We start from the raw sequence: 25,794 nt of genomic DNA, 5'->3' as shown, positions 1-25,794 counted from the left end.
CATCCTTCTGGAAGAGCGAGGGAGCGTTCAGGCGGCAAGGTCCGTGATCGGAACCTCGCTAGCGCGTGCAACTGGGCTCGCAGGCGGTGGCCCATATGCGCCGTCGAGGGTCATGGCGCTTGGCAGACGCCCTGCCCACTCGAAGCCGAGTGCGTGGAGCATGCCGGCGATGAGATCGGTCTTCTTCTGGCCGAGCAGTTTCGCGAACGCCTTCTCGCCGATGTGCGCGATCAGCCCGCATTCGCGGGCAATGAACCTGAGTTCCTCCTTCGAATAGCGTTCGAGGAAAGTCTTATCGACCTGCCAGGCGTCGCGCAGGTCGACGGCGAAGACCCGCGCCAGGTCTGCGACATGATCGAAACTGGTGACATCCTTCGCATAGGCCGCGCCGATGGCGGACAGCACTGTCGCGGCCTGTGGTTCCGGTAGCGCCTGGACCTCCGCGATCTTCTCGCTGAAATCGAGATCGGGGAAGGACGCCCCGACCAGTAGCCCGGCACGCCCGCGCAATGTCTCCGCCTTGATCTCCGGAAGCGTACCGGACATCGCGGCGACCAGGATCGTGGCCTCGGCATGGGCCGGATTAGCGGCGAGCGCGCGGGCGAGCGCGGTGCGCCAGGTCGCCTCGCGCAGTTCCCTGGTCCGGATCGCGATCGACCGGGCGGTGACGGGGGACTTCGGCGTGTCCGGCTTCCTGGCGCCAGTATCGCTCGCGGCGGTCGGCGCTGTCGGTTTCGCGGCATCATTCGCAGAATACGCGGCCTGCTCATCCCGGAGATCGAGCGAATTCCCGCCACTGTCCCAGCTGTCGTCATCCACGACACCGTCTTCGCCACCATCGGCAGCGTCAGCAGCATCGACATCGATATTCGAATCGTCGATAGCGTCGATCTCGGCCTCGGCCTGATCACCACTGGTATCGTCGTCAACGGAAGCCTTCGCAGTCCGCGCAGCCTTTTCAGCGCATTCCTCCTGTTCGAAGCGGATCATTTCGGCGGTCTGGGTCTTGAGCTCGAAACACCCGGCATTGGTGCAATGTCCGTCCTCGATATGCGTCTCGAACAAGGCGCGCTGCGCCGCGGAGTTGAACGGGCAGGCCAGGCACTCGCTCTTATCGAAGCAGGCATGGGCGAGATCCTGGGTGACCCGCATCAGCAGGTCGCGGGTCTTCCCGACGTCAAGACCGGAGGCGAGGATCGTCTCGAGCGCCTTCTCCTGCTTGTCGGCGGGAACGGCGGCGAGCAGTTCGGCATGACCCAGCTTGATCCGGCGCTCGTCGAGCGCGTGCTTGACCGGCTCGCAGAGACCCGCGAGCGCAAGGCGGCGATCGAGCTTGGTTTTCGACCACCCGAGCCGGCGAGCGGCTTCGCCGCGATCGTCCTGGCAGGCGGCAAGAACGCGGACCGCCGCATCGGCCTGCTCGGTTTCCGAAGCGTCGTCGCGCACGTCGTTCTCGTCGATTGCCGCCTCGAGGGCCTCCTGGTCGGTCATCTCGCGGATGATGACGGGGACTTCGCCCTCGGGCCCGAAGGCTTCGAGCGCCGCGCGGTAGCGACGTCCCCCGGCGACAATGAGATAGCCCTCACCCGTCTCCCTGACGGGACGAACCAGTATCGGCTGGAGCATTCCGCGCAGCCGCAGCGATGCCACGAGTTCGTCATGCTTTCGGCTGTCGAAATAGCGGCGCGGATTATATCCGGCGCTGATGCTGGCGAGCGGCAGCGTGGTGGCGGGCGGGGGCGATGCGGCGATCAGCGCGGAGATCCCGGTGCCGAGGCGGCGGGTACGAGCGCGGGTCACGAGCCGGACCGCAGGGTGGCGGTGCGGGTGAGCCCGGGAATGCGCGGGTCGTCATAGGCGCTGTTCACCGACATCTGCAGCGCCTGCTGGCGGGCGCTGAACCAGGTCGAGGCGGTAACTGTATAGCTCTGGGTGGCATAGTGCTCGCCGTCGCTGAAGAAGGCGACGTCCACGGTGAAATCGGAAAGGGAAACATCGGACTGGGCACGCATGGCCTTATCCTTTCATGAGCATAGCCGCCCCGGTCGAAAACCGGAGCGGGTGATGGCGGGAAAATTCGGATCGGGAAGTGCGCCTCAGAGCGCCTGTTCGAGCAGCTTTCGGGCCTTGCCCTCGAGTTCGAGGCGGCTGTCCTGATGCGGCCTCGTGCGGGCCACCGCGGTGATGCCCTGCACGAAATCATAGACGCTCGTGGGCGGGTGCCCTTCCTCGGCGAGGACCGTCTGGATGATCTTCGTCGTCTCGGTTTTCGAGAAGCCGCGCCGCCGCAGGAAGGCGTCGCGATCCTCGTCCTTGCGCGCGACGATACGTTCGCGCGCGGCGTTGATGCCGGTGATGAAGTGCTGCGGGGAGGAGTTCGCGAAATGCTCGAGCGCCGGGGCGGCCTGGTGCGCGAAGCGGGCGCCGGCGAACTTCGAGTGGCGGATGTTCACTTCCTCGAAATTTTCGACGCCCCACAGGCACCGGTTCGCGCACACCCCGCGCAGATAGAATGTCGCGATGCCAAGGGTTTTGGAGCCGACCTCGGAATTCCAGGCATAAAATCCGCGAAAATAGAGGTCGGGATCGCCGTTCGGCAGTTTACCGGCCTCGATCGGATGGGTGTCGTCGACCAGAAATACGAAGACATCCCTGTCCGAAGCGTAGAGCGTGGTCGTCTCCTTCGTTATATCGACATAGGGGTTATAGCGCATGCTTCCCCAATCGATCGTTCCTGGGACTTTCCATCGTGTATCGCCGACGCCATCCCCGGCGAATGCCATGATGGCCTGTATCAATTCCCAGTCGTACACCCTGCCATACTGACTTCCGGTCGCGGCACGCAGTTCTGTTCGGCCATCGTCGGTCTGCAATATTTTGACCTGTTCGCCTCTGTGGGTGACAAGTCCGTGCTGGAGATTGATACCGGCGAGCGCCGCGGGCAGCTGGCGCAGATAGGAGGCGGGGGCGCCGACGAGGCTCGCGACCTGGCCGAAGGACCAGTTGGTGGGTGTGAGTGGACGCTCGTCGCCCGGTGCGATCAGCGTGAGCCGTTCGGGATCATCACTTCTCGCCTCGACGCGGATCGCGCGGCTTTCGACGGTCCGGGTGGTCGAGCGATCGGCCCGGGCTCGCACGCTGTCGTAGAGACTGGAGAGCGAGAGGAATTTCTCGTCGTCGGGCCTGGAGAACCATTCCGAGGATACGCGGCCACTGCGGCCGCCGCGCGAGACGTCGATGCGATAGGGAGCGGACACGGGGGGCGTGTCGGTCATGCGGGCCATGCTCGCCATGGGAACCTTCTCCTTGAGCTTGAGGGTAACGGGACGATCCACGTCTCCCGTCACCTTCCCGCACCCCCTTCCCCCCTTTCCGGGTCATGGGAGCGCGCATTCCAAAGCGGCTGAATTGGCGCTAGGATAGCGGCCGCGTTCCAAATCCTCCTTCTGGCTCATCGATCGCCAGGAGGTCTGTGCAGTGACGACATTTGGTATATTGGCGCGGCTGACGCAGCTGATGCTGTCGGTGCGCCTCGGCGCAAGGCGAAGCCTGGTCGAGGCCCTCGCCCTCGAAATACTGGTGATCGCGATGGGCGTTACCGGACCCTACGCCCTCAAACTCCTGATCGACATGCTGGCAGGTCCCTCGGAATCACTCCTGTATCTCTTCGTCATGGTGATGCTGTTCGTGGGATGCTGGGCGGGCGCATCGATCCTCGAGACCGCGAGGTTGTCGTGCACCGCGAAAATGGTCGATGCGCTGGCGCGGCATTACACCATCCGCGCGCTCGCCGCGGCCCTGCCCGAGATCACCGCGTCGCGCGATAGCCGCAGCGGCCGCGTTCCCGGCATGCTGGAGCGCCTGCCTTATAGCCTGACGCTGGTCGTCGAGGGTCTGATCTGGCGGCTCGGGCCGGTGATCCTCCAGGCCCTGGCCAGTCTCGTGGTGATCGCCGGCCTGATCCGGCCGCGTTATGTCCTGATCCTGGCGCTGACGCTGGTGGGATTTCTCGCCGCGACCTGGTTCGGAGCCAGGCGTCACCGCGTTCACGCCGAGGCGACGAATGCGGCGGCATCGCATGTCTCGCGCACGATTGGCGATATCGTGCGCAATGCCCGCCGCGTGGTGCTGAATGGCGCGCTCGACCGTGAACTGCGGCATACCGGCGCTGCCCTCGGTTCGAAACGGCACGCGGCGGCCGGCATGTACCGTTCGCTCACGATCATGGCCGCGCTGCAGTTCTGTGTGGTCGGGCTTGGTCTCGTGGCGCTACTGTTACTCGCCGGTCTCGATGTCGGCCAGGGTCGCATGAGTGCGGGCGATTTCGTCCTGCTCCAGACGTACGCCTTCCGGCTGACCGTGCCGCTCAGTTCGCTCGGGTATATCCTCGCGCAGGCGGGGGTGGCGATCGCCAATATTCGCGATGTCCTGACGTTTTCGACAGTCGATGCAATGGAGACCGCCTCAAAGCCCCATCCCACAGATCGGGCCGATCTCTCAGTTGAGAACGTCAGCTTCCGCTACGGCGAGGGCATGCCCGGCGTGGCCGGGATATCTGTGCATGTGCCGGCTGGTTCTTTCGTCGCGATCGTTGGTCCCAACGGTTCGGGCAAATCCACGCTCGCCCAGCTTCTCGCAGGCGTACTTGAACACTCTTCCGGCAGGATCGCGGTGGGTGGGACAGATATCGCGACGATCCCCTGGGCCGAGCGGCATCGTTACATCCTCTATGCGCCGCAGTTCATCGGTCTGTTCAACCGGTCGCTGCGCGAGAACATCCTTTATCCCCCGGCGAACCAGGCGATCGGCGATGTCGAGGAATTGCTGCACCTTTGGCGGTTTCATGAACCAGGCAGGCCGATCGACTTCGAGATGGAACTGGGAGAACAGGGCGAGCGTCTTTCGGGAGGCCAGGTCCAGAAGCTGGAGCTCGCGCGGCTGGCAGGCGTGGATGTGCCGGTTCTCATCCTCGATGAAAGCACCTCCGCGCTCGATACGCGTAGCGAGGCGAACGCGATCACGAAATTGCGGAGCAGAGCCGGCGGGGCAACCACGCTCATCATGATCACGCATCGATTGGCGACGGCGCAGGCCGCAGACCAGGTCCTGTTCATGGAGGGCGGACGCCTGGCAGGCTGCGGCACGCATCCGGAGCTTATGGATTGTCACCGAACGTACCGGAAATTGTGGTGGGATGAACGCTCGGCAATATGCTCCGATGATCAACAGGCGGATCAGAAGAGGCTGAGCTGACGCGGTAGCGTCGGAGGCCTGTTGTAGTCGGAGGCCGTGTTGGTCTCCTTGTACGAGCAGGCCGATTTGGCAGCCACAACAGGAGGGATCGTTTCGATCGCAGTCTTGTCCTGCGGCGCTGACGCAAGCCGGGCCGTCCAACCGCCAAGGATATGGGCCGGTGTGAACCACTGTTCGCGGATTTCACCGGAAAGGGCATTGCCGACGATCAGGCGCGCGGGAATATGCAGCAGCGACAATTGCGCATAGGCCATGTGGACTGCGCGGGGATCGATGTCGATCGCGGTCACATGGAGGTGGCGCTGATAATTGATGCCCTGGGACCGCAGGGCGTCGGCAAGCGCGATGACCATGCTGCCGGAACCGCATGCCGGCTCCATGGCGGTAAGATGCCCTCGACTTTCTATGGTTTCCCGAACGGTAGCAGTATCGCCGATCAGCATGTCCGCCATCGCCCTGCTGAGCGAATAGGGCGTGAAGAACTGGCCCTTCGCCTTGCTGTGCAGTTCGAGATCATGGAACAGCGCGCCGAGCACATCGCCCATCCCCGCTTCCAGCGCCCGGGCGAGTTCGGCCATGACCCGTGGGAAGCTTTCGACGACGTCGGTGCCGTAGCGCCCGACGATGTCGAGGTAACGTGCTTCGCGGCGCGCACGCGCGCGCAGGTCGACGCTGTTGGCGATCGCGATCGCTATCGCCTCCATGCAGTGCCCGAACACCGTGTAGATATCGTGGCGCGGCTGGCAGCGCTCGAGGAGCTTCCGCATGGCCTTGAGATGCGGGGCATGGGCTGCGGACTCGTCCGCAGCGAGGGGTGGGGCGGCCATCGCTCAGGCCGCTGCTCGCCATTCATACAGCAGATGGGCATCCGGGTCGTGATCCGAGCCGATGGAAATGCGCACCAGCTTGCCGTCGCAGGCGAAGGCAGTGGCGCGTGGGAAATCGAGATGGCTCCTGCCTTCGAGGATGAGATCGCCCGATCGTACCTTCGTGATCGTGCGGGTCGTTCCCAGTGATCGGTGGCCCGCCGGCGCATCGATGAGTTTCAGGCTGTCGCCCGGCTTCACCCGCTACTTGAACGCGGCAAGCGACACCAGCGCTTCGACCGGATTTCTGGGACCGCGCCTCTTCGCGAGCGCCGCCCAGTAGGCCCGCCCGATCCGCGCTTCGCAGAAGAAGGAGCAACTGTGAAATCCCTGGAGCGCATTGGCGCACGTGAAACCGAACCGCTCCATCTGGTCGCGCACTTCGACGATGAACGCGTTAGGCCTATCGCGGTCGGTAAGGTCGGCAGGCGTATCGAGGATTTCGGCGGTAACCTTGCGGCCGCCCGCAAATTTACTCGTGCTGATCGCGAAGCGCGTGAGGATGAAATGGTCGGCGAGATGCCGGCCTATCCGTGACGCAAGAGAAGGCAAATCCTCGCGCGAGCGGTACAGATCGCCTTGGTACTGGAAATTGCCGCGTTCGTCGTAATCGGTCTGGCTATAGAGGCGCACGGATGCACCCGGCGCGGTGACGTCGGTCATGGGTCTGTCCTTGTTTTGCGGAAGAATGGCGCGACGGGACGCGGCGGCGTCCTCGCTGCCGGTCGCTTCACGTCATGCGGATGACGAGGCGATCGGGTTTAAGGTGCCGCACCGGCCGAGCTTTGCCGTGCGGCGATCCAGTCGAGATAGCCGAGGCGGGTCTCGTCATTGGCGACTTCGGTTTTCCAGTCGGACACGGGATGGAGCGGGTGATCGGTCCAGGGATCGGCAGCGGGCTGCAGCGCTTTCGACAGTCCCTCGGCAGCGTCGCCGAATTCGATCCGGTCGGCGAAGATGGCACACCATCCGCCGCCCGTATCCTCGGGCCGGGGACGCGAGGAGCCATAGCTCCACGTAAAGCGGATCGGCGCTTCACCCAGCGTCTGCCGGCAGCAGCGCTGGATCAGCGCGGCGATGGCGTCCGGTTGAAAATCGCTGTCACCATAGATCGACACCCTGCTCGGATCGGCTCCGGTGACCCGGAGCTCGGCGCCGAACTGAGGAAACCGCGGATCATCGAAGATCGCCAGCAGGCCATTGAAAGGGTTGCCCAGTTCGACCGGCGGGAAAGCCGCGAGGAATTCTGCGCTCGGGTCGCCTGGCGCCAGCTCGTTGTCGAGGTCAGCGGCATGCTGCCACGCCTCTTCGACCAGTGCGGCTTCCCGCGCTGTACAGGTGAATACGACCGAGCCCTGAACATAGTGATCAGCCATCGGTGATCTCCGAGATGACGACATCGATGGGCTCGTCGTCCACGATCACCAGAGGAGGCGGATTCCTGCGCGCGCGCTGATAGTCCGCTTCGATTGTTTCGATGCTTCCCAGTTCCCGGATGCGTTCGATGGAGAAGACCTGCTCGTCTTCCTCGGTCGTCAGAAATTGCTGTGGTTCGCCGTTACCCGTGTAAACGATGCGAACCGACGGGAAGCTTCCGGGAGAAGCGCCAGACCAGCGAACATAGTGGAGACCGTGCCGGCGACAAATTTCCTCGATCTCTTCAAAACAGCCATTGGCGACATCATGATCCATCAGCGCGAGCGGTTTACCGACCGGGATATCGCCGGGATCGAACGGCGTGCCGTCCCAATCGACAGCCGGATCGTCATTTCTGATCGCCTCGATCAGTTCGGAATAGCAGGATCGGGCAAGTCTGCCGCCGATCGGGATGTCCGCGGATACGCAGTTCGCCATGTTGCTCCTCATGGAATAGCGAGACCTCCAACTGGCCTTCTGCTCTACTCCTCCCCCTCCCCTTTCCGCGGACTGACGGGCTTGTTTCACTGACGACTTGCATGAGACGCGGGAACAGGCTTAGCTCTTCGGCAATTCTTTTTCGGCAAGAGCCAACTTCCCTATTGCCTTCCCTTAGCCTGGAGTTTTTGCGTGGCCGATACCGAGCAGCCCGATCTCACTGCAATGACCGTGCAGTTACTGAGCGCCTATTTCTCAAACAACCAGGTGCCGGCCGGCGACATCGCCGGGATCATCGAAGCGACACGCGGCGCGCTTGAAGGAAAGGGCGAAGCCGAAACTCCCGCGCCAGTCGAGCATGTTCCTGCCGTATCGGTGCGCAAGAGCCTGGGTTCTCGCGAGCACATCATTAGCATGCTCGACGGAAAGCCGTACAAGACGCTCAAGCGGCATCTGGCGACCAACGGGCTGACCCCGGCCGAGTATCGCGAGCGCTATAAGCTCCCGCGGGACTATCCGATGGTGGCGCCCGCCTATTCCGAGCACCGCCGTGCCGTCGCTGCAAAGCTGGGCCTTGGAAGAAAGGCGAGCGAAACGGCACAGAAGGAGGCGCCCGTCGCCGAACAGGCCGTACAGGAAGCCGCTCCGACGCCCGCCCCGGTGAAGGAAGAGAAGCCGAAGCGCACGCCCGGCAAGGCCAGTGCGGTAAAGCAGGGTGACGAGGCCCTTGGTGTTACATCCGGGCAAACGCCGGAAGCAGCGCCTGCAGCGGCGCCGGAAAAGCCCAAGCGCTCGCGCGCAAAGGGGGCTAACACCAAGTCGGCCAGCGAGGCTCCCGTGATCGCCGTCGAGACGCCGGAAGCCGCACCCATGGCATCGGCCACACCGACCGTCTCGGATGCGGCCGCGTCAGCGCCTGTGCCAGCACCCGCGCCCAGAAAGGCGAAGGGTGCAGCCACAAAGTCTGTCGCAAAGAAACCGGCGGCGAAGAAGGCATCCCCGAAAACGTCCAGCGGTGCGAAGAAGCCCGCCGCTGCCAAGGAAGCTGCCGCCCCGTCGACCACTCCGGAAACCCTGACTCCTGAAGCGGCGAAAACGGAATCGTCCGCGCCTGTCCCCAAGAAGAAGAAGCTCGGGATCGTCACTGGCGCTAAGTCCGCCGCATCGCCGAAAACCAAGACTCCCAGCAAGCGTACGAATGCCGTTAAGAAAGATGCAGCGAAGGTTGATACACCGGCATCCCCGGAATGATTAGAAGAGGGTGAAGTGCGATGCCGTCGCGCTTCAAACTCTTCCTTCTGCAGTCGGAGCACTTGCGGTGATCAACTCCGATCTTCGATGATCCTCGTCAATATGTCGCATGCGCGATCGGGTGGCAGAAACAGCCTGGTCCTGAAGCTCAAGACCTCCGAGAATGCCCCGCAGGACTTGAGCCAGGTGCGATCCTCCGGCCGGTAATCGCGAATTTCGATGCGAGGACTATCGTTGACCTGGACCCGAACCAGCCTGGCTGGGCCCAGGCCCGGGATCGCTACGCCGCCGGCCATGCGCGCGCCGGCCATGATCTCGTCAGGCCCGAGAATTACGCCGCCGGCAAGCCCGAATGCCTGTTCGAGCCGTTCGATCGCGCCAGGATGGATGATACGCCCGAGGATGGATATGCCGGTGCCGTCGTCGATCCGCCATACGCGCACGTCATCGGCGGGAAGCCTGTTCCACACGGGCAGGAGCAGGCCCGTCGCCAGCGTGATCGTTTCGACCACAAGCTTTTCTCCGGCTTCGCGGGCCTCCGCGTCCCAGAGCGCCTGGAAGCTGTCGCGCTCGATCTCCTCCCAGTGACTGCCGGGAAGCGCCGCGACGTCCATTCGCGCCCGGCCACCAGGGCGTATGAGATAACAGCGTTCGATCCATTGGCCGTCCTCGTCCTGCCCCGGCCATGTCGGCACATAGAGGGCCACCCGACCCGAGCGCGTATTGTGCAGCCACCGCACCTCGCCCGAACAGCGCAACTCGTACTGCAACGCGGCCCAACTGGTGACCGGCGGTCTTCGATGAAGTTCGAGCCGTAACAGCCTCGTTTCGGCGCCCGTCACTGGGTCGGCGCGCAGGAGCTGGTCGGACAGCACATGCACGCGTTCGGCGCGGATCGTCTCGATTCCCAGATCAAGCGTTCCAGCGGCACGCGCCGCCTCGACGCGATCCTCGACCAGTCCCAGGAATTCTTCGAAGATGCGGTTCTGCGTGGCAATGCGCAGGGCGAGGATGCGATTGAGCCAGCGGTGGATCGGCGGCAGGCGCTCCTTCAGTTCCCCGCCCTCGTCGCACAGTTCCAGGCCCGTGATCTCCTGGAAATCGGCGAGCGTCACGCTGCGCAGCTTGCCCTCATAAAGAAGATGAAACCACTGGACGAGCGCCTCGCGCGCGAACTCGGATTCCAGACTGTCGGATGGATCGAAGAGATTCTGCGATCCGGCCTGACGTTGGCCGCGGGTCAGCGCGCCAAGCGCTTCGAGGCCCCGGATAATCGTGCTGAGGAACCGGCGCTCGCCGCGACAGTCCGTCGTCAGCGGGCGATAGACCGGCGGCGTCGCCTGGTTGGTGCGATGGCTGCGACCGAAGCCCTGTACCGCCGAAAGGATGCGGAATCCCAGTTCGAGGAGAAAATGCGTCCGGCGGCAATGGGCGGTCGGACTGTTTCGGTCCGCATGCATGGACCGGCCGGTGCTGCCCGCGAGAGAAAAGGCAGCGATCTGCTTGCTGCCATTCTGAAACGCCTGGACCTCGAGGACATTGGCGCGGGCCCCGCGCCTCTCGATTTTCTGTCGGCCCGTACTGTCGGTGACGATGCGCAGGGAACGGCCGGTGATCTCGGCGACCCGCTCTGTACCAAAATGTGCGATCAGCGCGTCAAGCGCGGTCGGAATGGCCGGCAGGGCGCACAGATCCTCGATCAGTTCGTCGCGAGCGGCGATCGCCTGCCTGCAAAGTACGGGATTACCTTGGGCGTCACTCATCGGTTCCGAACGAACCGTGCCGTCATCGGCGCGAAACACCCGCATCTGGCGCACCGGGAAGGCATTTTTCAAATAATCGACGAGGGTCTCCTTGGGAGAGACCTGGACATCCATCGTAGCGCGTTCCTCCGGCGAGAGTTCGGACAATCGCCGGTCCATGATGGCTTCGCCCGTGCTCGCCAGCTGTACCAGCACGGCATTGCCGGCCGCCAGTTCCTGCTCGATGGCCGCGACGAGCGTTGGGATCTTCAGGCCCACGAGCAGGCTGGAGAAGAAGCGCAACTTGGCCCCCTCGAAGGAACTGAGCGCTGACCCGCGCGCCTGGCCGTTCTGGGTCTTGCCGGAAATCCGATCGACCACGCCGATCTCGGCGAGCACGTCTCGCAGGCCTCGATGGATGATCCCCCAACTGTCCGCGTAGGCATCGTATACCGAGATCTGGTCCGGCGTGAGCGCATGTTCCAGCGGTTCATATTCAACGCCGGCGAAGCTCAAGGCGCGGGCCGTGTAGAGCCCCATCGCCTTGAGATCGCGGCACACGACTTCGAGCGCCGCGATGCCGCCTTCTTCCATGGCCTTCATGAACATATCGCGCGTGGCGAAGGCCGGACCCGCTCCCCATAGCCCGAGTCGAACGGCATAGGCGAGGTTTTCGGGCCGCGCGGCGCCGGTCGCCGACATGTAGAGGATGCGGGCGCGTGGGAGCGCATTTTGCAGGCGGACGCCGGCGAGACCCTGTTCCGAGCCGTGCGCCTTCCCGAAATCCGTCTCGGTCCCGGCGGCATGGGCCATGGCATGAGATTCGTCGAAAACGATCACGCCGGAGAAATCCTCGCCGGCCCAGTCCAGCAGCTGCTGCAGGCGCGATGCCGTATCATGGCGGCTCGAGCGCAGCGCAGCGTAGGTCAGGAAGACGATGCCACTTTCCATCGTGATCGGCGTGCCCAGCGCAAAGTTCGCGATCGGCTGAATATCGATGGCCAGCCCGCCAAGCGCTGTCCAGTCGCGGCGCGCGTCCTCAATGAGATCGGCCAGCGAAATCCAGATCGTGCGGCGATTGCCGCGGTTCCACTGATCGAGAATGATGCCTGCGGCCTCGCGCCCTTTCCCGACGCCGGTTCCATCGGCAACGAAGAAGCCGGTCCGGTAGGTGCAGCCCTCCTCGTCCTCGAGCAGGCGATCCCCAGCCAGATTGGCCGAGAAGCGCCCGGGAAGATCGCGTTCGTGCGCTTCGCCTGCATGGATGATGGTCTCAAGCTGCGCGTCGGAGAGCGCCTTGAAGGCACGCTTCTGGAGACGGGGGTGGTAGCGAGGCGCCGGAAGCGAGACGGATGCCATCGCTATGGATTCGACAAGTTCGTCCGGATGCGCGCAGGCGTCGTCGATCACAAGCCGAGCAGGTTGCCACCGGGAATAGATGCCGATCGCCTGTCCCGGTGCGAGCGGTGTATTGCGTACGTTATACGATACCAGTTCGGGCGGTTCGCTCGCGGGAATGCGGACTGGCGGCGCTACTTTCCGTGAAGGTCGCGCTATCAGCGCAGCGGTCAGGGGTAGTTTGGGTTCCGGGGCGGGACAGGGCCTGGCCATCGGTGCGGGCGCCGGGGGCGGATCGAAGGGATCGAGCCGGGAGGGAAGAGCAAGCACGATATCGAGAGTTGCCTCAATCGTGTCCGCGACATGACGCTGGGCTTCTCCCGTCCATCCCTTGTCGTAAACGAGGAGGCGGACATCGATACCGGTGCCATGCTTGGCATAGGGGTTACCGCGGATGGTGATCTCGGCGCGCGGCGGCGCCATCTCGGCAACGGCAGTGTAGCCGAGCGAGGCCGTGCCATCCGCCGCGAAGTTCGGCGGCATGATCGCCACGCAGCGGCCGCCAGGAGCGAGGCGGGTCAGCGCGGCGCGCAGATGGCGGGCGCCGGCGTGGCGATCGACACCGCGCCCGGCACTGCGGCTGAAGGGTGGATTGACCAACACCAGCGTCGGCCTCGGAGCGCCCGCGAGCAGATCGCCGATATGTTCACCGTCATGGCGGGTGACGGTGCGATCGAAAGTCCGAGCAAGCAGATCGGCCCGTTTCGGATCTAATTCATTGAGTTGCAGGCACGCACCCGCTCGCCATGCATGGACCGCGAGCATCCCCGTGCCCGCCGACGGCTCGAGCACGAGGTCATCCTGCCGGATCTGCCCGGCAAGGCCTGCGAGCCAGGCGAGGCTCAGCGGCGTGCTGAACTGCTGAAATTCAATCTGCCGCTCCGAACGATAGGTCTGGGTCGGGAGCGCATGTTCGAATCCCCGCAGTGCCGCGAATATCTTGTGAGGCTCTCCCTGCAAGAGCGGGCAGTCGGCGTCCTGCAGCAGCATCACCTGCGCGGCTTCGAGTGCATCGTAGGCATCGCGCATGGTCCAGGCGCCATCGGCGTCGTCGGCCGCGAATGCCTCCAGCATGAAGCGCTTGAGAGCCTGTCGTGTAATCTGCGCGCCGCGGCGCATGTGCTGGGCGATCGAGATGGCGATGCAATGCAGGGATGCTCGGGCATCCATCGTCGAGAAAGCGAGCTGGGACATATTCAGGGAAACCTCCGGCAGGCTACGGGATCATTCATCGCTCCCTTCCCCCCTCCCTTCGCTCCTCGGGCGCTGGTCCCGGTGCGGATGCGAGGAATTGCGGGGACCTCCTCGGCGATGACGAGCGGGCGAAGGCGCGCTAGGAAGGGAAATGGCTTTCTCGTTCGACTATCTCGATGAGCTCGATCAGCTGCTGCTCGCGCAGGGCGACGACTGCATGCTGCTCACCCAGCTCGACGGCTTCCTCACCGGCGTCATCGTTAGCCCGGACCTGATCGTGCCCAGCCAATGGCTGAAGACGATCTGGGCAGGAGACGACGGCGGGGGCATCCCCACGTTCGCCGATGCCGGCGGCATGCAGCATTTCATCGATCTGGTGATGCATCGCTATCATGAGATCCTCGCATCGCTCGCACGACCCGGCACGTTCGAGCCGGTGCTGGAAATCGATACCCGGACCGACGAGACGCTCTGGGAGATGTGGATCGAGGGGTTCGGGCAGGCGATGGATCTTGCGCCTGCCGGATGGCTACGGGTTCTAGCCGACGATGACGCCGGATGCCGGGTGGCGATCGAGGGCATCCGGACATTGCGCGCCTTTGCCGACGGGACGCAGAAGCTCACGCGCGCCGAGGAGGATCGCTGGGATACCGAGGCGCCCGACCTGATCCCGATCTGGGTGGAGATGCTCCATCAATGGCGGCTGGAGAATGATCCGCACCGGCCGTCCAGCATCAAACGCCAGAAGATTGGCCGAAACGACCCCTGCCCCTGTGGGTCGGGGCGCAAGTACAAAAAATGCTGTGGCCTGAACTGAGGGGACAAGCCGGGACCGGGACAGGCCCGGTCCCTGCGATCTTCACGCGGCGCGCGTCAGAGTTTCGCCTGTTGTGTTATCGGATGCGTCGATCGACCGGACGGGCATGTCCGCATCGGCATTCGCCACTTTATCATCGGCATCGGCATCGGCTTCGGCTTCCCCTTTGGCAGGGCCAAATCGCATCTGGTCGGGCAGCCAGGCGAGTGCCCGTTCCTGGATCTCGGGCTCGATGATCACGTCGCCGCCAAACAGCCGCTCGGCCGATGCGGCAAGGTCGTGCTTCTTCGAACCCGCATAGCGCACGCGCAATTCCTCGCCGCCGATCTCCTCGAAGAGAGCCAGGATGCCGGGCCTGGTCAGCTTGTCGAAGAAGGTCAGGGCGGTGGGGCGCCACCAGGCCGCGACATCGATGCCGAGCTTGCGACCGAGATGGTTGAGGAAGTCGGTGCCCTCGCGGCCATCGGGAACCGCATGGAGTGTGCGCGCGATCGCCCATCCGAGCCAGGCCGCCCGCGCCTCATCGCCAAGCGCGCAGAAGGCATCGTAACGCTCTTCAAGCCCTGAGTAGCCGCTCCAGCTACGATCGAGCGCGTCTTCGAACCTGCGCCATTCTGCCGCGGCCGCGGTCTCGGGCTTGAAATCGGCAAGCAGCGGTTGGGGCGCCGTGGCAGATAGATCGCTCGGCACGATGCAGGGCATATGCCGGCACTCCCGCTCGATCATAAGGAAGGTGCCGAGATCGAGCGCGAATGCCGGGTCGTTGGAGACATGGACGGCCAGGAGCTCGGTCTTCATCATCGCCAGCATCTCCCGCAGGCGCTGGCTCATGGCGGGCGCGGTATCGATCGCCGCGACGGACCCACTGAGCCCGTCGGCAGGTTCGACGTCTTCGCCATCGCTCTCTTCAGGATCCGTGTCGGCAGCGGGTGCGACGTAGAGCTGATGATGGATCTGCGGGGTTCCATCGGGTTTCAACACCACATAGCCGAGCGCGGAGGCTTTCTGCTCGGCATCGATCACGGGTTCACGTTCGGTGATCGCATCCAGCTCAGCATGGAGGTCGGCGTAGCGCTGCGCCTCATCGCCTTCCGGCTCATAGGTTTCATCTCCCGCGCGAAGGTCGATCCCGGCGATTTCCGCTTCGATCTCCTGTTTACGCGCTTCCTGGTCCCCGGTGAGGGGCTCGGCAGTTCCGGTGAGCGGTTGCAGCGCGAAGGTCGCCATGTAGGGAACGTGCTCGGCGGCTACGACGCGAATTTCGCCCAGCCCTTCACGCTGACGGATTGCCTCGGCCTGCGCGGCGAGCTTTTCTGCGGCCAGGTCGTCGAGGATATGGGTATCGATCCAGCGCTCATCGGTAGCGGTGGAAAACAGATCCTGGTCTTCGACCCGCCCACCGGCGGCGATATAGGCGTCGCGCCCGACCAGAAGTGCCCTGGGATCATCGGCGCGGTAGCTGTAGGTCTTGAGTGCCCGCCGGATCTCGTTGACGTTATCGCGCGAATAGCCGGTCCGAAGCGATTCCCACACCGCCATCTGCCGGCCCGTGTCCGCGGTCGTGGCATAGGCCTTGGCGACGTCGAGCGTGATCTCGTCCCCTTCGAGCGCGGCGAAGATCGGATCGGCGAGATTGGCCAGACGCAGACGGCCGAGCACAAAGCGCTCCTCAATGCCGAAGCGCCGGGCGATGTCCGCGGGGCTGAGCTTTTCGACCTCGATGAGGTCGCGGAAAGCGAGGCAATCTTCGGCGGGAGAAAGCGGCGCCCGTTCAAAATTCTCAACCAGGCTGACCTCGCGACCGTCCTTCGTATTGGAAAGGACCAGCACAGGCACTTCATGATCGGGCCGCAGCCGGCCCTTGTCGATCAGGCGGTGGATCGCGTCGAGGCGCCGGCCGCCGGCAGTGATACGGTAATGTCCCTTCTTTCGGGACACCGGCACGCCGACGAGGTTCTGAAGGAGGCCGTGCGCGGCGATGCTGGCTTCCAGCTCGGCATCGGCGCGCGGATCGGTCCGCTTGCGCACGTTGATGGGCGACTTGGTGAGATGGCTCGCGGGGATGAGGAGGGCTGGTTTGATCATAGGATAACTCCTGGAGGAGCGGCGGCCCGCACAATCAGGCCGCGCGCGCTGCCCCTTTCCCCCTCTCCTTTCCGGTCGCGCCTTTTTGGGTCGTGACCATGGGCTACTGCGCGGCTAAGGACACGGGCTTCGCCGTTTTCCAGGAGTATCTTCATGAACAATTCCGAACTCGCAGAAGCGCTGGCGGCGGCGCTCGGCCTCACGAAAACCGATGCGCGCCAGGCCGTCGACAGCGTCTTCGATCTGATCACCGATGCCGCCGCGAAGGGCGAGGAGATTTCGCTGAACGGCTTCGGCAAGTTCAAGGTCAAGGATTCCCCGGCGCGCGAGGGCCGCAATCCGGCGACCGGCGAGACCATCGCGATCAAGGCCTCGAAGAAGCTGAGCTTCGCTCCGGCCAAGGCGGTGAAGGAGCGCCTCAACGGCTGATGGGTTCGCTGCCCCGCGTCTCGCGGTGCGGGGCAGCCTCCTCTCGTTGGCCTCTCATCAGGCCGCGCGCAGCTGAGTGGCGAGCACATCGGCCCAGTCATTATGCCCTGCAGGCGGCCAGGCGCTGCGGATCTCCAGGCCGGGCCGAGCATAAGCTTCCAGTGCGCGCTGGTGCGCGGACCACCCGGCCGCATCCCTGTCGAACAGGAGCACCAGCCGTTCGAGACTGTCGGGCAGGAGGATATGCGCGGCGCGCTCGGCGCCCAGCGTGGCCCAGACCGGAAGCCGGTGCAGCCGCATGGCAGCAAGCGCGGTCTCGATCCCTTCGGCGAGACCCAGAATATCGTTTGCGGGGGCAAGCTGGACCGCGCCGCGACCGGGACGTCCCAGCATCATGCGAGGATCGGTCAAGTCGTTCGCGAGAGTGAATGACACCGGATCGAGGAAGGACCGATGGACAGCGACGATCCGGTGCCTTTCGCGCACCGCAGCGATCAGCGCCGGGCGGAATACCACGTCGCGACCGCGTCCGAGCGGTGTGCGCGCATTATAGCGCAGGTCATGCCACGGCGGCCGGAGCAGGCGCCCGGACAGGTAGGCTTCGGCGGCCGTCTCGGTGGGCGGAACAGATGCCTCCCAGAGGCGCAAGGCTGGCCCCGGTCGCGTAGCGGTCTGGTTCGAGCGCGGTAACGGAACATCGGGAGCCGGGCGGGGAAGAGGCAGATGCAGCCGACGGATCGCTTGGAGGACAGCCATTGTGTCACAGCCGGCGAAGCATTTGAACAGCAGGGCGCGGCGGCCGACGCGAATGGACAGGCTTGGATGATGGTCGTCATGGGCGGGACACAGACAGAGCCCCTGCCCGGTGGTCCATCTGCCGCCGAGCCGCCGGCACAGCCGTTCACCCTCGATCTCGAGGTCAGGTGGTGGGGCCACGATGCTCGCTTCCTGCATGGGCGGGGGATATGCGGATGTCGGCAACGGGTGACATCCAGTGGGAGCTTCGCATGACGATACCTCGTTTCGTGCGCCATTCGCCCTCCCCCTCCCTTTCGCCGCATCCCGCTCGCGCCCGACTCGAATTGACGTCGGCGTAAAAAGCGAGTCGTCGCCCGTACGAACCGGGTTAATAGATTTTAACCGTCTACCGTTGCCTTAAGGCTACATATCGTTGATTCCCTTGACCAATCGCCTGTTTGACCTGTCACCAGGCGGATCGGAGAGGTATAGTCTGAAGCGGCATGTGATCGAATTCGACACCGTTACCGGCAGGCATAGCCGGAAGATCGGATACGACGCGCAGCAGGAAAGGTGCGACTTCATATTGCCCGAGGAGGGCGACGGGAAATGCCCTTGGTTACAGACCATTCGGACAAGATGAAGCTTCTCAGCCGGCGGCATGGCGACTGCCTGCGCGAAGCGGCAAAAAGCTATTCCGCCAAGGAAATCGGCCTGATTCTGGGTCTGTCGCCCAGCACCGTGAACAATCTCATATTCGAGGCGCGCCAGATATTGGGCGGGGTTTCCCGCAGGGTCGCAGCCCAGATGTTCGTGGCCTGGGAGGCACAAAATGCCCCATCAGAATTCCAACATTTTTTGCCCCCTCATTTATTGCCCCTAGGCGAGAACCGCGATTCCTGCCCTGATGTCCGTGTTGACGAACCCACGGACACACAGACCGAGGTAGCGCAGGCAGTCGACAGCTTCGCGGAGGAACAACGGCCGTTGGCCAATGGAAACCGCGCTCGCTCGTTACGCGCCCTGCGTGATCTGGCTCCCGTCCGTACAGCAGGGAGGCAAGACAATGACCTGACCGGATCATATACGCTGATCATCTTTGTGTTCCTGATGGCGGCGTTGCTCGTCATCATAGGATCCGCAGTGTCGCTGCTCTCGGCGCTCAACACTCTCGTGAGCCAGTAGGGCAGCAACTATCCCAAAACCCCTATTCTTGAACCTGTCCGTGAGGATGGGAAGGAGCAAACATGCGCGCTCAACGCCAAACCATCGCCCGAAACGTCGCTGAACGTCTCTTCGCCGCTGAAGCGGCCCTCGATATCGCCGCCGCCCGGATCGCCGAACTGAATGCGGCCCTTCCCCTGGCTCGCCTGGACGCCCGTCTCTCGGCGGCCATCGGCCAGGACGCCTTTGCCAGTTCCGCCTCGGCCATGGTGCTCGTGGCCGAAACGCGCGAACGGATCGTCGCGACCCACGCCAATCTCAAGCAGGCCAGCGACGACATGGGCCTGACCGAGGTGAGCTATGGTGACCTGCTCAAGGTCAGGGGCGCTATCTCGGAGCCCGCCGGCCAGCACCTGCGGGCGGTTTGATCGCCCGCGTCTCGTGATTGACGAGCTTTCACGAATCATGTTGCCATGGGTCATGACGAGACAAATCCTGTTCTCCGCTCTGCTGGTCGTCAGCAGCGGCTATGCGTTCGTGAAAGGGGGCCGTCCCGAGCAGATCGGGGCGGCGACCCTGCTTGGAGGCGCCGGTCTCAGCGTTCTGGCTGCATCGCCCGCTATTCACCGCTTCGAGCACGTCGAGACAGGTATTCTTCTGACCGACCTGGCTATCCTGGGAATATTCCTATGGCTATCCCTTCGGAGCAATCGCTTCTGGCCGATGTGGGTCGCAGCCATGCTGGCGGACGAGGTCATCCTCCATGTCATGCTGCAGACAGTGCCGAATGTTGTGCCGCGCGCTTACATGCATGCGATAGCGGTATGGAGCTGGCTGGCGCAGATCGTGCTGATCGCCGCGACATGGCGTCATCAGGACCGGCTGAAGCGCCGGGGTGCCGACGCGCCCTGGAAGAGCTGATCGAGCTCACCCGCCCGAACCGGGCCCGCGAACTGGCCGATCGCCTCTTCACCCGGTTCGGGTCACTGGGTGGCGCGCTGGCGGCGTGTCCGGCCGAGCGGATCGAGTTGCTCGACCACGCCATGGATGTCGAGCGAACATTCCGCTGCTTCCAGCGCGTGCTGAAGCAGATGCTGTGGTCCGCCCTGATCCGGCGACCGATATTGTCGAGCGATCAGACCCTTCACGACTATCTGCGCGGCAACATGGCCTATGAGCGGGTCGAGCATTTTCGCGTGTTGTTTTTGAACGCAGGTAACGAACTGATCGCCGACGAGGTCATGGGGATCGGGTCTGTTTCCGGTGTTCAGGTCTGGCCACGTGAAATCCTCAAGCGATGCCTTGAGCTGGACGCCACGGCCATCCTTCTCGCGCATAATCATCCGTCAGGATCGCCCGCACCGTCGCGGTCGGATCGGGATCTTACGGAGAAGATAGCGAGCGCCGCCCGGTGTTTCGGCATCGTCGTGCATGATCATCTCGTCGTCGCGCGCCGCGGGATTGTGAGCTTTCGCGAGGCGGGGTGGCTGAAATGATGCTCATCTCTCCAATCCGCTGCGCGCTCTGCGGGCCGGGGGCTGGACAATCCACAATCAGGGGCTGCGCTGCGCGATACGCTGGTCCGGCGGATTGGCTGAGCCTTGCTCCAGAACCCGGAAGGCAGATGGACATATCAATGCACGTCCTCTTCGAAGTGTTCGACAATACGAAGAAGCGCGTCCCGGACCTCTTCGGCGTCGATGCCGAGTGTCGCCGCAATGACGGGGACAGGCTGTTTCTGGCGGAAAAAGAGGTCGACGGCCTCGGCGACATAGGGCGGCTCTTCGCGCAGTATCGCTTCAAGCTTGCGGGTATGGCGCGCAAGCTGCCGTTTGCGTTGCCAACGGGTATGCGCACCACACGCACGACGAAGAAGTTCGCGAAACGCGGTCAGGACTTTTTTTGTGGGCATGGCGGGTTCCACGCTGAAATTGAGGAAAACTACAGATCATCTGCCTTCCTCCTCCCGCTCCACTTCGCGAGACGCCGAAAATATGACGTTCGCCCTCAAACATAACGCCGAACATGACGCGACCAATGGATGCGTTGAAAGGAAATTTCCGAACATGAATTAAGGAGACATACGATGTTCGACAGGGACGACTACAAACAGGTAGTCAGTATTCTGGGGGAGACGTCAGACGATAACCGGGTCTATGAGGCCCTTGATCGCCTGACATTCGTTTTGGGATTCGACCGGTTCGCGATCAGCCATCATGTCGATCTGCTACACCCGCCGATCGGCGCTTATGGCCTCACCAATTACGACAGCGACTGGCTGAATGAGATCATAAGCGGGCAATATTTCCTTGATGACCCGGTCCAGATCTCGTGCGACGGGCGGAACACCGGCTTCCTCTGGCCCAACCCCCGGATGCTGGAAACGCTCACGCCGCGTCAGCGCTACATCTTCGAACAGGGTGCGAAGCGGAACTTGCGCGGTGGTTACACGGTACCGATGCACCTCCCCGGCGAATATGCCGGAAGCTGCACTTTCGCCACCTCACGCCTCGAAACCGTGCTATCCGAGGCGATGCCCGCCGCCTTCTTCGCGGTGTCCTTTGCCTTTGAGGCGATGCGGCGCGTCGTAAGGCTCCGGGCAGGTCTTGAACTTCCAGCGCCGCCCAAGCTCAAACCCCGAGAGCGAGAAGTGTTGATCCTGCTCGGGCGCGGCAAGACCTATGGCGAGATCGCGGACATCCTGCACCTCTCGGAACATACGACGCATGAATATGCCAAGCGGATCATGCGGGCCTATGGAAATATCCAGCGCAACAATCTGATAGCACGCGCCCTGTTCGACGGCATCGTCACGTACCCCGAGTTGCTCTCGATGCACTGATCAAGTCCCAGTTCCGGGTACAGACTCGCGGTGTCCCTCACACCGATGATGCTCCCTGCCGATTCCGGCCAGACAGGGAGCATCACCATGATCCGGATATTCGAAGGACACGAACCACCGGGCGCCAACCCGGTTCTCGACGCCATGCATCATGCGCGCAAGCGGGTGTTCGTGGACCTGCTAGGCTGGGACGTCCCGGTGGTCGCCGAAGCGTTCGAAATCGACCAGTTCGATGATGACCACGCGATCTACATCGTCGCCAGCGACGACAGCGGCGCCCATGAGGGATCCATCCGCCTGTTACCCAGCAACCGTCCGCATGTGCTGGGGACGATCTTCCCTTCGCTATGCGACGCAAGCGTGCCCGTTGGCCCGCAAATCTTCGAACTGAGCCGGCTATGCCTTTCGCGCGGCCTGCGGGCCGCCAGGAGGCTGGAAGTCCGCAATGCGCTCGCGACAGCAGTGGTTCAGTTCGCCCTCCAGCGCGGCATCGCCGGGTATAGCTGCGTTGCCGATTCCAGCTGGCTCAGCCAGATCCTCTCGCTGGGCTGGACGGTTCGGCCACTGGGCATACCGCAGATGATCGCGGGTCTGCCGACCGGCGCCCTCCTCATCGAAATCGATGCCGACACGCCTGCCAAGTTGCGGGCGGCCGGAACCCACGTTCCGATGCGCATCCTCCCCACCGCCGCGATCGATCGCGAAGCCGCCTGAAGGGAGATGGCCATGACCCTCATTGCTATCGACGGCCTGCAGCGGGACATCGAGCACTATGGCGATCAACTCGACCGGGACGGCTATTGCATCGTTCGCGGTGCCGCGCCGCGGCTTCTGGTCGAAAAGCTGGGCGATGATCTGCGGGCCGGTTTCGAAACCACACCGCTCTCGCAGGGGCCCTTCTACGGCGACACGACGCGGCGGTTTCATGGGCTTCTGCACCGCTCGCCGCGCACTCCCGGTTTCGTTCTCGATCCGCTTATCCACGGTCTTGCCGAGCGAATTCTCCGGCCCTGGTGCGATATGATCCAGCTCAACCTCACCCAGGCGATCGAGATTGAACCGGGCGGTCTTGCCCAGCCGCCACACCGAGACCAGGACATGTGGCCTATCCATGTGCCAGGCGTTGAATATCTGCTCAACGTGATGTGGCCTTTTTCTGCTTATACAGCCGAGAATGGCGCAACGCTGGTCTGGCCGGGCAGTCATCGGCGCCAGGACGAAATCTTCATCGGCATGGAGGGAGCTGTTCCTGCAGAAATGGAGCCAGGTGATGCCCTGCTGTTCCTCGGATCCACCCTGCATGCAGGCGGGGCCAACGTGACTGCGACGCCGCGACGCGGGATGATCATCAGTTACAGCCTCGGGTGGCTCAAGCCTTACGAACTGCCGTGGCTTGCCTATCCGCCACATGTCGCTCGCACACTGCCGCGCGATGTGATGGGCCTTGCCGGCTACCGCGCCCATCGGCCTAACCTCGGCACTTATGAGGGCCGCTGCCCCTCGCTGCTGCTGGATGAAGCGCAGAACGGCCCGATCGGCGCAATCGACATGCTTCGCCCGGATCAGGAGGCGCTGATCGCCGACTATCGGTCGGGGCTCCTGCCGGTTGCCCCCGCCCCACTTCGGACCAGGGCTGGGTAAGCGCCATGGATCAGCGACAGCGCATCTGCGAAGCGCTCAAGCAGCAGCACCGCCTGGCCGAGCTCAAGCTCGGGCTCGAAAGGCGGCAATGGCCCGAATGGCTCATGGTGATCGATCTCTATCGTGCGAGGGAGCAGGGGATGAGAGAGGGGTTCAAGGCACTCGCCGCGACATCCGGGCTCTCAACCGCGACGGCCTTCCGCCGCACAGTGGAGATGATCGATGCGGGCATGTTGGACCGTAAGGCCGATCCAGAGGACCGGAGGCGAAGCCTTGTTTCGCTATCGGACAGGACCCGGTGCCGGATGGATCACATTATGGATGAGCTGGGAGATATTTTGAAAAACTGACGAGCTTCCCGACACCGCATTCACGCCAGGATCAGTGAGAGCTCCACTGATTATCGTGTGTTCTCCTGGCATTCATTCCCACCGTTCTGCACTGCCGTATACCGACGCACATCGCTTGCTGAGGTCCGCTGCGCATGAACGTGCGAACGTGTGATCCTCGTTCACGGATAGATCGCCAACTGCCAGCCGGACGGGCGTTCGATCCCTGCGCAGGGCGTTGTTGATTGCACCTGGTGTCAATTCCCTCTTGCCACTCAACGGCTTCCATGTGCAAATGAGGTTGCTCTCGTAAAAGCCGGGAGTGGGGCGTGGAAACCCCAACTTAGAGGAACTCGGTCGGATTTTTACGGCCGGGTGGCATGTGCGTATGTCCAGCCGGCAACGGTAAAGGCGCATGCGCCTGTCTCTAAGCAGGTTTCCAACATCCGGCTTCGGCCGTCGCCCCGAGTGGACATAGGTGCGACGCATGGAGCCAAGACGACAGACGGGAAAACACAGCGGCGCAAGCGCCGCGCTGGCAACGCCCCCTTATTCGACCGGCAATCGGCGCGGTCTCTCGAACCGAAATGGCCGTCATGCCCGGTGAAGGCCACGCCGCTACCGATGCGGGTCAGGAATTCGAAGATCGCGGCGATGATGTGATCGTCCGGCTGTACCGCGAGGAGACCCGGTGGCTGGTCCGCTATTTCCACCGCAACTCGGTTCCCCATGCAGAAGCGGACGAGCTCGCTCAGGAAACCTTCTTCCGTTTCCTCCGGAGCGGCACGGCAAAAATGCTTACGACACCGCAGGCCTACCTACGCCGGATCGCCACGAACTTGCTGCGCGACCGGGCCGATCTGTCGTCAACGCGCGTCGATAATCTGAAAAGCCCCTTGTCGGATGCTGAAGATCTCCCGACCCCGTTCGACCCGCTCCGCATCCTCACAGCGCGTGACGACATCGCCTTTTGCGAGCAATTGCTGGAAGCACTGGACCCCTTCGACCGCGAACTATTTCTGCTAAACCGTGTGGAAGGATATAGCTTTCGCGAAATCGGTCGGCTTAAGGGACTGAATGAGTGGGCGGTGAAGAGGAAGATATTCAAGGTGCTGGACCATCTGCTGGACAGGATGGAAAGCCGATGACCGACGAAGAGCCGGGCTCGCTCACTGTCAAGCAACAGGCTCGGCGCTGGGCGATGGAGGTTCACATGGATCCCGCGCTGCGCTCCGCCGCAATGCATTGGTGCGCTCAGTCGCCCGAACATCAGGCGGAATTCGACATTGCCTATGCCGCGATCTCGAACGTCGTTGATCCCGCATCCGTGAACGTTCACGAGCGGCACAACAGCAGTCCACGAGAGAGCCGCCCACGCGTGCCCTGGGCAAAGTTGGCGATCGCAGCTTCGCTGGCCGCCATCCTGCTTTTGGGAGCGCATTTCGTGCTGGGGCAGAATGTGCGTTCGCCCTCCACTCTGCCACCAATTGCATCGTCAGGCGCGAAAACCGAGGATGCGCCACAGATCTTTACCACCCGGAAAGGCGAGGTGAGGACGATTACGCTTGCCGATGGGTCGGTCGTAACACTCGATACCGATAGCCGCTTGCTTGTCTGGATGCATGAAGAGCGCCGGGACGTTACGCTCGATCATGGCCGCGCCATCTTCGCTGTTGCTCATGACGCTTCGCGCCCTTTCACTGTCACTGCGGATGGCGGCACTACCACAGCGCTCGGCACGCGGTTCGGTGTGGAACGACGCGCGCATTGCCAGATGAATGTGGTATTGTACGAAGGGCGTGTCGCAGTCACTCCGCCATGCGAGACACGCAAGCCCTCGGCGCCGGTAGCGAAGAGCTACCTTCAACCAGGCGAACGTATACGCTACTCTGGCACACCCACGGTAACCGGCAATGCTATCACCGAACCGGCACCGGCCAACGACGAGCAATGGACAATCGGCGTGAAGAGCTATGACGATGAGGCCGTTAGTGTGATCCTCGCCGAGGTGAACCTCTATTCCGACGTCAAGCTGGTGGCAGCTTCTCCAGAAGTTGCCGCAATGCGGGTGAGTGCGGAGCTGCATATCCGCAACCCCGAAAGTGTGGCGAAGCATCTTGCCCGCGCGCTCGGTCTTATTGTTGAAAATCAAGGATCAGACAGGCTCGTACTGACGAAATAATCGTCGCAA

The 25,794-nt window shown here is 63.2% G+C and carries 24 protein-coding genes and 1 pseudogene; 15 read left to right on the top strand and 10 right to left on the bottom strand.

Annotated features, from left to right (window positions below; all coding sequences use genetic code 11):
* Window positions 1–27: 27 nt before the first annotated feature.
* The 3 genes from CA833_RS20405 to CA833_RS20395 form a co-directional block, all read right to left on the bottom strand.
* Window positions 28–1,755: a PRTRC system ParB family protein gene (locus CA833_RS20405; protein WP_029547501.1), complete on the bottom strand. Its 1,728-nt coding sequence runs from the start codon at window positions 1,753–1,755 to the stop codon at window positions 28–30.
* Between the two features lie 41 nt (window positions 1,756–1,796).
* Window positions 1,797–2,012, bottom strand: a complete 216-nt coding sequence (locus CA833_RS20400; RefSeq protein ID WP_010336363.1) for a hypothetical protein — start codon at window positions 2,010–2,012, stop codon at window positions 1,797–1,799.
* Window positions 2,013–2,096: 84 nt separating this feature from the next.
* Window positions 2,097–3,293, bottom strand: coding sequence for a hypothetical protein (locus tag CA833_RS20395; RefSeq protein WP_010336362.1), 1,197 nt, complete (start codon window positions 3,291–3,293; stop codon window positions 2,097–2,099).
* Between the two features lie 184 nt (window positions 3,294–3,477).
* On the opposite strand from CA833_RS20395, the gene CA833_RS20390 reads away from it, so the two are divergent.
* On the top strand, window positions 3,478–5,253 hold the full coding sequence (locus tag CA833_RS20390) for an ABC transporter ATP-binding protein (protein ID WP_242526561.1): 1,776 nt from the start codon (window positions 3,478–3,480) through the stop codon (window positions 5,251–5,253).
* On the opposite strand, the gene CA833_RS20385 is transcribed toward CA833_RS20390, so the two are convergent.
* The 4 genes and pseudogenes from CA833_RS20385 to CA833_RS20370 form a co-directional block, all read right to left on the bottom strand.
* Complete coding sequence (locus tag CA833_RS20385; RefSeq protein WP_207080986.1) at window positions 5,235–6,080, bottom strand: N-6 DNA methylase; 846 nt, start codon at window positions 6,078–6,080, stop codon at window positions 5,235–5,237. The genes CA833_RS20390 and CA833_RS20385 overlap by 19 nt on opposite strands.
* A 3-nt stretch (window positions 6,081–6,083) precedes the next feature.
* Window positions 6,084–6,782 (bottom strand): annotated as a pseudogene (locus CA833_RS20380) (hypothetical protein).
* A 98-nt stretch (window positions 6,783–6,880) separates the two neighbouring features.
* Window positions 6,881–7,495, bottom strand: coding sequence for a hypothetical protein (locus tag CA833_RS20375; RefSeq protein ID WP_207080985.1), 615 nt, complete (start codon window positions 7,493–7,495; stop codon window positions 6,881–6,883).
* Entirely contained in the window at window positions 7,488–7,973 is a 486-nt protein-coding gene (locus CA833_RS20370; RefSeq protein ID WP_207080984.1) for a hypothetical protein, read from the bottom strand. Before CA833_RS20370 ends, CA833_RS20375 begins: the two co-directional genes overlap by 8 nt.
* Window positions 7,974–8,165: 192 nt before the next feature.
* Here CA833_RS20370 and CA833_RS20365 point away from each other — a divergent pair, with 192 nt between their 5' ends.
* The gene (locus CA833_RS20365; RefSeq protein ID WP_207080983.1) at window positions 8,166–9,224 is read left to right on the top strand and encodes a MucR family transcriptional regulator; all 1,059 of its coding nucleotides are present in this window, start codon (window positions 8,166–8,168) and stop codon (window positions 9,222–9,224) included.
* A 71-nt stretch (window positions 9,225–9,295) separates the two neighbouring features.
* Here CA833_RS20365 and CA833_RS20360 read toward each other — a convergent pair whose 3' ends face one another.
* Window positions 9,296–13,558, bottom strand: coding sequence for a strawberry notch family protein (locus tag CA833_RS20360; RefSeq protein ID WP_207080982.1), 4,263 nt, complete (start codon window positions 13,556–13,558; stop codon window positions 9,296–9,298).
* Between the two features lie 151 nt (window positions 13,559–13,709).
* Here CA833_RS20360 and CA833_RS20355 point away from each other — a divergent pair, with 151 nt between their 5' ends.
* Window positions 13,710–14,375 (top strand): UPF0149 family protein, encoded by a 666-nt coding sequence (locus CA833_RS20355; RefSeq protein WP_207080981.1) that lies wholly within the window; start codon window positions 13,710–13,712, stop codon window positions 14,373–14,375.
* Between the two features lie 42 nt (window positions 14,376–14,417).
* Here the strand turns inward: CA833_RS20355 and CA833_RS20350 are convergent, their stop codons facing one another.
* The gene (locus tag CA833_RS20350) at window positions 14,418–16,460 is read right to left on the bottom strand and encodes a ParB/RepB/Spo0J family partition protein (RefSeq protein ID WP_207080980.1); all 2,043 of its coding nucleotides are present in this window, start codon (window positions 16,458–16,460) and stop codon (window positions 14,418–14,420) included.
* Window positions 16,461–16,613: 153 nt separating this feature from the next.
* On the opposite strand from CA833_RS20350, the gene CA833_RS20345 reads away from it, so the two are divergent.
* Window positions 16,614–16,889 carry an HU family DNA-binding protein gene (locus CA833_RS20345; RefSeq protein WP_207080979.1) on the top strand — a complete coding sequence of 92 codons (276 nt, stop codon included), beginning with the start codon at window positions 16,614–16,616 and terminating at the stop codon, window positions 16,887–16,889.
* Between the two features lie 57 nt (window positions 16,890–16,946).
* Here the strand turns inward: CA833_RS20345 and CA833_RS20340 are convergent, their stop codons facing one another.
* Entirely contained in the window at window positions 16,947–17,843 is an 897-nt protein-coding gene (locus CA833_RS20340; protein WP_207080978.1) for a toprim domain-containing protein, read from the bottom strand.
* Between the two features lie 423 nt (window positions 17,844–18,266).
* On the opposite strand from CA833_RS20340, the gene CA833_RS20335 reads away from it, so the two are divergent.
* The 11 genes from CA833_RS20335 to CA833_RS20285 all read left to right on the top strand — a co-directional run bounded on the left by CA833_RS20335 (window position 18,267) and on the right by CA833_RS20285 (window position 25,785).
* Window positions 18,267–18,812, top strand: coding sequence for a LuxR C-terminal-related transcriptional regulator (locus tag CA833_RS20335; protein WP_207080977.1), 546 nt, complete (start codon window positions 18,267–18,269; stop codon window positions 18,810–18,812).
* A gap of 62 nt (window positions 18,813–18,874) precedes the next feature.
* The gene (locus CA833_RS20330; RefSeq protein WP_207080976.1) at window positions 18,875–19,219 is read left to right on the top strand and encodes a hypothetical protein; all 345 of its coding nucleotides are present in this window, start codon (window positions 18,875–18,877) and stop codon (window positions 19,217–19,219) included.
* A 52-nt stretch (window positions 19,220–19,271) separates the two neighbouring features.
* The gene (locus CA833_RS20325) at window positions 19,272–19,712 is read left to right on the top strand and encodes a hypothetical protein (protein WP_207080975.1); all 441 of its coding nucleotides are present in this window, start codon (window positions 19,272–19,274) and stop codon (window positions 19,710–19,712) included.
* Entirely contained in the window at window positions 19,616–20,287 is a 672-nt protein-coding gene (locus CA833_RS20320; protein ID WP_207080974.1) for a RadC family protein, read from the top strand. Before CA833_RS20325 ends, CA833_RS20320 begins: the two co-directional genes overlap by 97 nt.
* A 140-nt stretch (window positions 20,288–20,427) precedes the next feature.
* Entirely contained in the window at window positions 20,428–20,808 is a 381-nt protein-coding gene (locus tag CA833_RS20315; RefSeq protein ID WP_207080973.1) for a hypothetical protein, read from the top strand.
* A 69-nt stretch (window positions 20,809–20,877) separates the two neighbouring features.
* Entirely contained in the window at window positions 20,878–21,633 is a 756-nt protein-coding gene (locus CA833_RS20310) for a LuxR family transcriptional regulator (protein ID WP_207080972.1), read from the top strand.
* Between the two features lie 87 nt (window positions 21,634–21,720).
* Entirely contained in the window at window positions 21,721–22,347 is a 627-nt protein-coding gene (locus CA833_RS20305; protein ID WP_207080971.1) for an acyl-homoserine-lactone synthase, read from the top strand.
* A gap of 6 nt (window positions 22,348–22,353) precedes the next feature.
* Window positions 22,354–23,274 (top strand): phytanoyl-CoA dioxygenase family protein, encoded by a 921-nt coding sequence (locus CA833_RS20300; RefSeq protein ID WP_370584604.1) that lies wholly within the window; start codon window positions 22,354–22,356, stop codon window positions 23,272–23,274.
* 5 nt (window positions 23,275–23,279) lie between these two features.
* Entirely contained in the window at window positions 23,280–23,624 is a 345-nt protein-coding gene (locus CA833_RS20295; RefSeq protein ID WP_103094753.1) for a MarR family transcriptional regulator, read from the top strand.
* A gap of 566 nt (window positions 23,625–24,190) precedes the next feature.
* Complete coding sequence (locus CA833_RS20290; protein WP_242526560.1) at window positions 24,191–24,751, top strand: RNA polymerase sigma factor; 561 nt, start codon at window positions 24,191–24,193, stop codon at window positions 24,749–24,751.
* Window positions 24,748–25,785 carry a FecR domain-containing protein gene (locus CA833_RS20285; protein WP_207080970.1) on the top strand — a complete coding sequence of 346 codons (1,038 nt, stop codon included), beginning with the start codon at window positions 24,748–24,750 and terminating at the stop codon, window positions 25,783–25,785. Before CA833_RS20290 ends, CA833_RS20285 begins: the two co-directional genes overlap by 4 nt.
* The last annotated feature ends 9 nt before the right edge of the window (window positions 25,786–25,794 follow it).

The sequence above is a fragment of the Novosphingobium sp. KA1 genome, from assembly GCF_017309955.1.
In the GTDB taxonomy this organism is placed as follows: Bacteria; Pseudomonadota; Alphaproteobacteria; order Sphingomonadales; family Sphingomonadaceae; genus Novosphingobium.
Note: the sequence above shows the minus strand (reverse complement) of the source record. Positions and strands in the feature narration are given on the sequence as shown.